This window comes from Thalassotalea hakodatensis, from assembly GCF_030295995.1.
Classification (GTDB): domain Bacteria; phylum Pseudomonadota; class Gammaproteobacteria; order Enterobacterales; family Alteromonadaceae; genus Thalassotalea_C; species Thalassotalea_C hakodatensis.
In genome coordinates, this window is record NZ_AP027365.1 from 735,083 (window position 1) to 746,694 (window position 11,612).

5 protein-coding genes are annotated in these 11,612 nt (G+C 36.6%); 4 read left to right on the forward strand and 1 reads right to left on the reverse strand.

Annotated features, from left to right (window positions below; translation table 11 throughout):
* The first annotated feature begins 25 nt into the window (after positions 1–25).
* The 4 genes from QUE72_RS03145 (at position 26) to QUE72_RS03160 (ending at position 9,086) form a co-directional block, all read left to right on the forward strand.
* The gene (locus QUE72_RS03145) at positions 26–3,955 is read left to right on the forward strand and encodes a S8 family peptidase (RefSeq protein ID WP_286271491.1); all 3,930 of its coding nucleotides are present in this window, start codon (positions 26–28) and stop codon (positions 3,953–3,955) included.
* 213 nt (positions 3,956–4,168) lie between these two features.
* Entirely contained in the window at positions 4,169–4,540 is a 372-nt protein-coding gene (locus QUE72_RS03150) for a helix-turn-helix domain-containing protein (RefSeq protein WP_074498161.1), read from the forward strand.
* A 369-nt stretch (positions 4,541–4,909) separates the two neighbouring features.
* Complete coding sequence (locus QUE72_RS03155; protein ID WP_286271494.1) at positions 4,910–6,925, forward strand: metallophosphoesterase family protein; 2,016 nt, start codon at positions 4,910–4,912, stop codon at positions 6,923–6,925.
* 247 nt (positions 6,926–7,172) lie between these two features.
* Positions 7,173–9,086 (forward strand): S9 family peptidase, encoded by a 1,914-nt coding sequence (locus QUE72_RS03160; RefSeq protein ID WP_286271495.1) that lies wholly within the window; start codon positions 7,173–7,175, stop codon positions 9,084–9,086.
* Between the two features lie 403 nt (positions 9,087–9,489).
* On the opposite strand, the gene QUE72_RS03165 is transcribed toward QUE72_RS03160, so the two are convergent.
* Positions 9,490–11,484, reverse strand: coding sequence for a tryptophan 7-halogenase (locus QUE72_RS03165; RefSeq protein ID WP_286271496.1), 1,995 nt, complete (start codon positions 11,482–11,484; stop codon positions 9,490–9,492).
* Positions 11,485–11,612: the final 128 nt, after the last annotated feature.

An 11,612-nucleotide genomic window follows, 5' to 3' on the forward strand; every position in this document is an offset into this window, starting at 1 on the left:
TATGGATTTATTTGAAAGGATACTCATGCGTTTTATACTTTTTGTTACTTTAATTATTTTTAATTTCGATATTATTGCGGAAACTAAAGGAAAAAAACAGAATATAGAAGTTGAACCAAAAAATAGTATTTATCTAAAATCCAATCATAAAAAAAGATATTTAATAGAGCTGCATGATGATTTTTCTGTAAATTCAGATACGCGAGTTTTAACTAGCGCTCAGAGTCGCTCAAATAAAAGGATAGAGCAGCAAAATAAAATATTAAGGGATACGAAAGATCCTCTCCCTAAATTCAATGTTATTTCAAGACTAACAAAATCAACAAATACGATTATTGCTAACCTTGATCAAAATGAATTATCAAAGGTTAAGGCGCATTCAAAAGTAAGAAGTGTTTATCCTTCTCTTAATTTGAAGCCAATTCCAGTTCAAGAACATAACCAAAAGATACTAAGTAAAAACAAATTAGCTACACCCGATAATACTAATCAAGGTGAAGGAATTACAATTGCAATTATTGATACAGGCATTGACTATACACACCCTGCATTAGGGGGGTGCTTGGGTACTAGTTGTAAAGTTATAGGCGGGTATGACTTTATTAATGATTCTAATGACCCAATGCCTAAAGAAACAGATTCTCATGGCACGTTAGTCGCAGGAATTATTGTCGCTGAAGGAGAAGTTAAAGGTGTAGCTCCAAAAGCATCATTATTATCGTATAACGTTTGTTCTCATTACTGTCCAGATCATTTAATGATTAAAGCAATTGAAGCATCAATGGATCCTAATGGTGATGGAAATATTGATGATGCAGTTGACATTATAAATATTAGTTTAGGTAGTGAAGAAGAAATTAATAACCCAGAACATCCTTTATTAAGAGCTATTGATAAAGCAATAGCAGCTAACATCTTAGTTGTTGTAGGTGCAGGAAATGACGGCGGTAAAAACTTTACATTAGGAAATATATCCGCGCATGACAATGTTATAACTGTTGCAGCATCTGAAGGTGAATCACACATCGCAAATTTTAGCTCTAAAGGTATGTCTGAGCAAAGTGGATATGCAAAACCAGATATTTCTGCTGCAGGTGTTAATATTCAAACAACTGGCCTCAATGGTAGCTACACAACTGCGTCAGGAACTAGTTTAGCGGCTCCCGTTGTGTCAGGTTATTCTGCATTATTATTAAAGGATAAACCCAACTTAAAACCAAATGAAGTTAAAGCCATATTAATGGGAACAGCCATTGACCTTGACGAAGATTATAGCGCACAGGGAATGGGAGTTATTAATTATGCAAACGCTCAACAGATAGATTTTTTAGTTGATGAAAGTGTTTTCAATCTCGGTTGGTATGAAGATATTACTGAATTAAATCAGCTCAAAGCATTGAAGGTTACAAACTCTAGCAATGATAGACAACGTTTTGATATATCAGTTATTAAAAATAATGAAAACCCCATTGTTTATACCCCTTCACTAAAAAGCATAGAACTACTTCCTGGCGAAAGTAAATCAATAGAAATTGAGATCGAACTTCCAATCGATTTAGCTGTTAAGCCTATTGAACATCCAACATATATAGCGAAAATTTTAATAAAAGGAAATAGCTCCGAACTTTTAATTCCTATCGCTATCACTAATGTAAACAGAGTTGTTCTAAATGTAGAAGAATTAAATAGCGAGGAGATTCTAGATAGCTATCAATTTACTCTAAGTATTTTAGAAAAAAGCAAAGGGCTAATTGAGAATATATGGTTCAATAACAATGACATAACACAGAAAACCTTTGTATTACCTGAAGGTGAATACAGAATTATTCTAAATGCATTGGGAGGGTTTACTTCAAAAGCTTATATATTTGATAAATACTCGCTCAATAATAATACAAAGCTCACTTATCAGATCGACGAAAGCTTAAAAAAAGTGAATTTTGACTTAAAAGATCAATTTGGTAGGAAGTTAGATCTTAATGGTGCATTACCGCCTTGGTTACAGATTCATATAAATGCTATGCATTCAGATCACGCTGGTAAATGGTCAAGTATTTTGGGTGCTTACCCTGAACAACCTCCATTAGAACTATATATGAATCAGCCTACAGATGATGTTTTCTACGATTTTCAAATTAGAAAACGAGACGACTCGTTTAATTATCACAACGAAATACTGATAGATCATCGGTTTGACAAATATTCAATTAATGGTGATGAGCTTTTATTTTCTAATGATGTTAATAACATCCGAATGTTAAACTTTTCCTATGCAATGAAAGATGATAAAGAAAATCAATTTATTAACCCCACTTTTTGGAGATACGAAGAATATCCACTAAATAACTTAAATGGGACTGGCAGTTCAATTTTAATGCCTGAAAATAGCGAAACCACTTTTAGTATGATGTCATTATCACCATCACCCGATTTTTCATTTTTTGCTAATAGCAAAGCATATACTAATTCAGATGAAAGCAGTTATGCGTATTTTCACGAGAGTGATGGCGTTTATAAGAGTGCTGAATATTATTTCGACTCTCAGGGAGACCTTATAGTTTTTGATGCTCAAAATACTAATCACTCTGAAAAGAAAATAGAAATGAATGATGCATTTTATGATTTTAAATTAGGTTATGATTTACCTGTTTTCAGGGCGCGAATAATTGACAATGACGGTATATTTATTTTAAGCCATAAATTTGCCAATAGCACAGCTTACTTTTCAGATGACCTAATGACATATTATAAAGGGGATGTAAGTTATTATATCGATGGAAATGAAGGAAAATCGAAAAATAGAGACGTTTATATAAAAAGCGCTGGCGGTATTAATCTCTGGGAAATAAAATCTATTGAGTTACCACAAGAAACAGAACAAATAGAGCTTCAATTTAATAGTTATTCCATTGAAGATACCCTCGTATCTATAAATACAATATTAAATTATGATCTTAACGCCGTAGATAAGTCGCCACCAATGATTAAAGCTTTTTCAATTAGTACACTTGGCTCTTCACATAATTATCTTGCAAATGGTAATGGAAAAATTTCTGTCAAGTTTGATGACGATTCATCAATTATATCAAATATTATTAGCATAAGGTTCAGCGGTACTGAGCAGTGGGTAGAATTAGCAAGTACATCAAACTCCTTAAATGAAGCTTATTTAACTGATCTCGAATATGGAGCATATGATATTCAACTTATAGCAACAGATAGTTATAACAATAAAATAGAATATACCGCAGTACCTGCATTTATTGCTGAAGAAGGTTGTAGGTATGACGCTGACTGTAATGGCCGATGGGATGAATTGGAGTTAGGGATTATTGATTCAGACGATGATGGTGTAGAAGACTCCTCAGATGCTTTTCCATATGATATAAGTGAAACCGTAGATACCGACAGTGATGGCATTGGCAATAATGCTGATACAGATGATGATGGTGACGGTGTAGATGACAGTGCTGATGCTTTCCCGTTAGATGCATCTGAGTCAGTGGATACAGATAGTGATGGTATTGGTAATAATGCTGATACAGATGATGATGGTGACGGTGTAGATGACAGTGCCGATGCTTTCCCGTTAGATGCATCTGAGTCAGTGGATACAGATAGTGATGGTATTGGTAATAATGCTGATACAGATGATGATGGTGACGGTGTAGATGACAGTGCCGATGCTTTCCCGTTAGATGCATCTGAGTCAGTGGATACAGATAGTGATGGTATTGGTAATAATACTGATACAGATGATGATGGTGACGGTGTAGATGACAGTGCTGACGCCTACCCATTAGATTCTTCACGTAGCTCTAATTCGAGTACAACAAATAATTCAACTTCATCAGATAGTTCTGGCGGAGGAGGAAGCATGCATATTTTATTATTTCTTTTGTTTTCAATTACACTAGTAAAATTTAGATCAAGAAATACATTTAAAATAAATTGAACACTTGCTTTGCTTACATGGAATCTACACAAAGTATCACCAAAGCATTAACCGTTGTTATGTAGCGCTTTATTTTGCGAACAATTACAATAAACTGTTAGGCGACCATAATTTATGGTTGTCGCCGACAAAACTGTATGTGTCGTTATTTTGTCGTGTTTATTCTCCTGTAAGGCTGTCATAAATAGGCATCAAACAGCAAAAGGAAAAGTGATGAGTATTCAACAACGTCGATTAGACAAAGGGTGGACTCAAGAAGACCTTGCTCTTCATTCAGGTCTAAGCGCTCGTACTATTCAACGAGTCGAGAGTGGACAAAGTGTTGGTTCAGAGTCTTTAAAGTGTCTTGCTGCTGTATTTGAAACGTCAATTAACAATATAATTCAGGAGCAAAATATGAATGCAACCAAGCACGATGAAAAATCTGAACAGATAACGCTTAATGCAATGGAAAAATCTGCAATTAAATATGGTCAGTCATTATTTCAAACACCTAAGAATGGTCAATCTGACCCTTTAACTAAAATTGAGCGTGAAGCTATAGATTACGGAAAAACCTTACTCGGTAAACTTAAACCGCAGTAGGATCGCCTAACAACGCGCCCTGAGGTGGACTGTCATTTCTATGGTCTCCTTTGACATTAATAAACGATTTTTGCCTCTTAATGAGGCTACATGGCCTCCACTTTTCTTTGAATTTTATTATTTAGTTGTATACGGTTTTTCGTGCATAACCTTTATTGCTTTTTGTAGTCTGTCGCTTAAGTTTTGATCTTGACGAACGCTTGCTTGTTTTATTTTTTATTGCGCTTTCTATAAAATTAATACATACAGAATCGCTATTCATCTCTACTACATTCATTGTCGTGAATCCTTCATAAACTCGTCATGTCATTGTCAATCAATGCTTCTACTCTACACGTTGTTTTTAATGTGTAATTCGAAGGAAGTATTGTGAATAATTATAAAAAAAGTGCACTATGTTTGTCATTGATAGTTACATTATCGGCTTGCGGTGATGACGTTAAAATAGTTGAAAAAGAAGTCGTTGTTGAGGTGCCTATTGCAACCGAACAACCTCAAGAACCTCAAGAGCCAGAACCTGTTGTTTATAATCCATTTAAAATTGGGTTGTTGCCAGATACTCAAGGAGGAACCGATGCAGAAGGTCAAGCACACGTTGCCTTACACCCTATGGCAGAAGTGGTAAAACATCAAAAAGCTCATAATGTTGATCTGATCATTGCTGTTGGAGATTTAACCGATAATGGTACTGATGTTGAATTTGCAGAATGGCGCTCAGTAGCAGATGCTTATGCGGAACAAGGTATCGAATTTTTACCCGTGATGGGAAACCACGAAACCAGTTATGCGTACACATATAATTGGATAGAAAACATGAAAAACTTTATCCCTGAAGACGCCATTCATATGCCTGCTTATGAATGGGTAAATTATTCAGTGATTCGTGAAAATGTGCTTATTTTTGGCCTTGCTTATTATAATTTGCCACTAGCTTTTGATTGGATCAAAGAAACCGTTGAAGCTAATGAAGGGAACTTTGAGCATATCGTGGTAGCCAGCCATGATGGTTTAATTGGTGCGAAGTATGGTCAAACTCGTGAACAAATTGTAGATGGTACTAAAGATGACAATTGGTTGTATGATGTTCAACCAGAAATACGTAAGTTTTTTTCAGCGTATGATGTGATTTATGTGCAAGGTCATGAGCATCAATATCAGCGCTCATTAATTACGGCTAAGTCAGTACTTACTACTTATCCTTCGAGTTCTACGCCAACGGGCGGAAATTATCGCATGGACGCCTATACTCAAATCATGGTGGGTAATGCGTCTTATAAAGGGTATGAGTATCGTTACGGAGAGCGAGATCTCGTGCAGGCAGTAATCTCGCAAAAGAACCAAACTGATCGCTCAGATGATCCCGGTTATGATGTTAATTCATCAATATTAACGTTTAACAATGACCGTGTTGAATACGAGTCGTATTTTGCGAATCATCAAGCACATTCAAATGCGCCTGAATATGCATTTAATGCACAGTGGCAATTAATGGATAAATTCGCTAGAACCAATAATCGTTGTGAAACACTTGTCTATCCTAATGCTATTCACCCTAACACACGCCCTGCAATGGTGTTTCAACCAGAATATATTACCAATGATTGTTACGCGAATGATGGTTCGTATGCTCGTTTAGTCGGCGGAAGTAATGATACTTTTAATCGTACTGATACGCGTGAAAGAGATATGGGTTATACGCCAGGTATCAGCCGCGCAGAAACAATGAATGATTTAGTTCGGTTAGCGTATCAATGGCTATTTCAAGTTCACGAACGCTGGTCACCTAACTTAAATGCTGCTTACCGGGTTGTGCCAGACAATGAAAATAATGAACTGGTTATTCCCGAAACGACTTTTGATTTAAAAGAGCATGTTACCTTAAGTTGGACTCCTGCTAACGACAATACTGCTTCAGACATTTTGATTGTAAGTGGTACACAAAACCAAACAGGTATGTATCAAGATGATTATGGTGTGGAAAAAAATATTGAAGCAGATGTTGGTCTTGCGTTTTCTTTATCTGGTCCTGATTTAGGTGATATTGAACAAGGTGCAGGCAAACCAGCTGTTACCTTACCTGAAACCGCGACTAAATCTTGGGATATCAGTGATGCTGTATCAGACAAATACGTAGTGCAATACAGTGCGAATGAAGACATTGATTCAGCGACCGTTCAATTAGCCATAAAAAAAGACGATTGGCAACCGATTGCGCCAGATGAGTGTATTATTGACGCTGCTTGGGATGATACGTTTTTAACGACAATACCTACTCAAGCAGAAGGCTGTAGTGATTACCCATTGGTCGGTTTTGATTCAGCTTTTGGTCATCGCTGGTGGGTGGTGCTTAACGCTGATGCTGAGCTAGCCTTAATTAGCAAGTAAACAATGTTGATCTTTCGCGTTTAGTTCAAACAACATTTAATCTAGAAAGATCAACAGACCCTAATTAACCAAACGGGGCAATTCTCGTTTGGTTACCTCTATTTGAAATTTATCTTTAAAACAATATTAAATGACAATAACAGCAAACTATATGTTTTATGCGCTTATTCTGTATACTGAATAAGGATGAAAATTAAACAACTGATACGTTGTTAAATCAAAACAATAATAAACATGGAGTTTACTGATGAGAAAATTTCCATTACTAGCCACTATTATTTTTACTGGCTTTTACCTATCGGCTTGTTCAAAGCCAATTGAAGAGGCTTATGAGCAACCTACTGCTCAAGAAGAATCAAGCTTTCAAACATATAGTGCTGAAGAATTTCATAAAACGACATCTGTTTTTGGGTCGTCAATTAATGCAGACGCTAGTGCGGTACTAGTAAGTAATGATACAAGCGGTATTTTTAACGCTTATAAAGTACCGCTTGATGGTTCTCCTGTAATACCGTTAACGCATTCCACTGTGGAATCAATTTATGTGGTTAGCTGGTTTCCAAAGGATGACAGAATACTTTATACCGCTGATAAAGGTGGTGATGAATTAAATCATTTATATGTTAGAGAACTATCAGGCGATGAAAAAGATTTAACCCCAGGTGATAACTTAAAAGCAAGCTTTGTCGGTTGGCATGAAAATGATAAACAATTTTATGTTGCCACGAATGAAAGAGATCCAAAGTTTTTTGATGTTTACCGGTATCAAGTGAGTGACTATTCAAGGGAGCTTGTGTATCAAAACACCTCTGGTTACTCAGTTGAGAGTATTAGTCCTAATGGTCAATATATCGCATTAAGCAAAACAATCACCAACGCTGACTCAAATTTATATTTAGTTAATCTAAAAGAAGAAAATGAGGTGGCTCAATTAATCACTGAGCATGAAGGAGAGGTTGAACATAGTGCCTATACGTTCACGCGTGATAGTCAAAAACTTATTTATTCCACTGACGAATTTGGCGAATATCGACAAGCATGGGCTTATGATCTCAATACAAAAACAAAGGAAGTGAATTATAAGGCGAATTGGGATGTTAGCTTTACTTATTTTTCTAAAGATGGTCGCTATCAGGTGGTGGGCGTTAATGCAGACGCGCAAACAAAAATAGAAATATTAGACTTATCAACCATGAAACCATTGACCTTACCTAAAATGCCAAGCGGTGATTTACGTGGTGTTAACTTCTCAAATGATGCTAACACGTTAGTATTTTATATTAATTCAGATACATCTCCGTCAAATTTATATGTTCATCAACTGGGTTCCGATAACGTAAAGCGTTTAACCAATACAGGCAATCCCAACATACTTGAAGACAATTTAGTTTCCGGCGAAGTTGTTAGGTTTAAGAGTTTTGATGGTTTAGAAATTCCAGGCATTTTATATAAACCTATTCAAGCTGAAACGCAGAAAGTGCCAGCACTTATTTGGATACATGGTGGCCCAGGAGGGCAAAGCCGTAAAGGGTATTCCGCGACTATTCAACACTTGGTAAATAATGGCTACGCAATCTTTAAAATTAACAACCGAGGATCAAGTGGCTACGGTAAAACATTTTTTCACTTAGATGATAAAAAACACGGTGATCATGATTTGAAAGATGTGGTGTATAACAAATATTATTTACAGTCGTTAGATTGGGTCGACAATGACAGAATAGGTGTGATTGGTGGCAGTTATGGTGGTTATTTAACCATGGCGGCAATGGCATTTACTGATGAATTTGAAGTGGGGATCAATATTTTTGGGGTGACAAATTGGGTTCGTACCTTAGAGAGTATTCCACCTTATTGGGAAGCCTTTAGACAATCACTTTATGACGAATTAGGCGATCCAAGTACTGATAAAGAGCGACTTCACAGTATTTCACCTGTTTTCTTTGGCCATAAAGTTAAAAAGCCAGTATTAGTGGTACAAGGCAAAAACGATCCTAGAGTGTTGAAAATTGAAAGCGATGAAATGGTTGAGTCAATTAGAAATGGCGGCACCTTTGTCGACTATTTAGTGTTTGATGACGAGGGTCATGGCTTCAGTAAAAAAGTCAATCGTATAGAAGCATCCAAAAAATACGTTAGCTTTTTACATGATCATCTATAGTGCTTAAACCACGCACTTAAAAGCTTATACCAATTCGCATAAATATTCGGTCATTCAGCGAGAATTAAACGCTTTAGAGGCACGGCGTTGATTGCAGAGAATGGTTATTCAGGAGAACGTGCTCCTGCGTTCTCTAATAAGCTACCTCCTTGTAGCGTCCTTTTCAAAATCAACAACACAGGCTATGAAGCGTTTAAACTCGCCCTTTGGGAGCGTGTTAGAGGCGCGATAATTGCGCAAAACGTGTTTGATGTAGAACAACTATACCTGCACACGTTTCGCTTATTCTCCCACCTCTGACATCGCTCTGAACTGACTTAATCTTTATGCGAATTGGTATTAGTCATGATAAAACCAGCAATCACGCTGGTTTTATGTTGGCGCAACGATAACCAAGTTGCGCTTATACACCTCTTTTTTTGTTTTCAACGGCAATCAACGCTGGTACATGTTGTAAAGATGACATCATTAAATCGAGTTGTTTGGTTAACGTTGAAGAATACTGTGAAGATGACTTTATTTGCTGCCATTTGTTTTGTTGAACAACATATAAGCCAGAGATCTTTACTTCGGTGTCATCATTTAAGGTAATATCGAGTTTAACAGGTTCTAATAATGCATCATCGTTGAAGGGAAATAGCGTATGCGCACTATTTTCTTCATAGGGAAATTTTTTATTATGTTGGTTAGTTTGATGAATGCTTCCTTGGTCAGTTAAGTGGGTTAAATAAATAGGTGTATAACCGGATGCTATTTTCTTAAAAAATATTGGATACTGCTGGCTAACCTTGGATAAGTTATCGCTTGCTAAAAATTGCCATGGTTGATTGTTTTGTCTATTGTCTTGATTAATATCGATGTGAATTTCGCGGTTCTGTTGGCGAATTTCGGTGAGTATTTCACGGTTTGTTGGTAATAACGAAGGCATTTTATGTTGTCTAGATTTTACTTTATTAATCGCTTCGTTTGATTGTTTAGTTAATTCTGTTTCGTTGCCCAAGCAGTTGGCTTGAGTGATAAAGCCCATACCATAGAGAATATACTGATAGCTTGCCGCAGGGAATAGATCATAAGGGCTTAAAAAACCATTGTTTTCTGGTGGTTGGTATTGCCATAAGGTCAGTAACTCTTTTAATGAGTCAGGTATTGTTGCTGGGTCTCGGTTATCACGCCAAAAACGACTATCATCTCTTTTACTCAACACATAATGTAACTTTAAAAAGTCGATAATACGTTGCCATCGAAAGGTCATATTTTTATTGTACTGGCGGGCGATAACATCCATTGCTTCACGACTCGCTGGCATTTGTAGTGCAATGGTTTTCGCTGCCAGTTCTACCATAACTAGGGCAGATGCTTCTAAAGGCTCTAGAAAGCCAGAAGACATACCAACAGCAACACAGTTTTTATGCCAAAAGGTTTCTCGGTGCCCAGGGTTGATATCAAGTGTTCTAAAAGTGAGTTGCTCAATGTTATCCACTGATTGGGCTAGATACGATTTAAGTTGTTTAGTAGCCGATTCAATGGATGTGTATTTAGTGCTAAATACATGGCCAACGCCTCGTCTTGTGGGTAAGCCTATATCCCATATCCATCCAGCGGTTTGTGCGGTAGAAAGGGTGGCAGACTCCACAGGCGAATTTTCACATGAATAGGGCACTTGTACCGCAATGGCTTTATCAATAAACAAAATATCTTTTTTACTGATAAAGGGCACTTGATAATGTTTGCCGATTAAAGCTGCCGCTTGGCCTGAACAATCTATGAATAAATCTCCGTTAATATCTCCGTGTTCTTTGGTTGTTAATGATGCAATATCACCGTTTGACTTACTATTTACCGCGATAACATCATCAAGGATATGTTTAACGCCCAGTTTTTCAGTGCCATGCTCTGTTAAAAGCTGTGAAAATTTACCGGCATTTAAATGATAACCATAGTTTTCTATGGTTTTATAATCGCCAAGTTTTAACTGTTTAGGGGCCCGTTTTTGCTGACAAAGTAATGCTTGTAAACATACGGTTTCGGCAAAAGGTTTATCTGCGTAGTGTTGTTGCCAAGTACTAGCTAAACTAATTTGATCAAATGACTGTGGCGGAGTAAACGGATGATAATACTCATCACCTTCTTTATTGTTCACCCAATTGACAAATTTCGACGCTTGTTTAAAAGAAGCATCGCAACGTTGCATAAAGGTTAATTCACTTATACCAAGTTGTTGTAATGTGTTCACCATGGTTGGCCATGTGCCTTCTCCTACACCTATTGTTGGAATATTTGGTGACTCTATTAATGTCACGGAAAAAGGGGAGTTCTTGTTAACGTGTTTGGCTGCTATTAAGCATGCGGTTAACCAACCTGCACTACCACCACCTAATACAACAATTGATTTAATCATTTACTTTCCCCTGAAAATGTGAAGAATATAAAATATATAGTATAAATGGGATATTTTAAAGTGTTAGCTAAAATGATTGACAACCATTATGCTCGTTATTCGCATAAACACTTGATATTCATATTAAA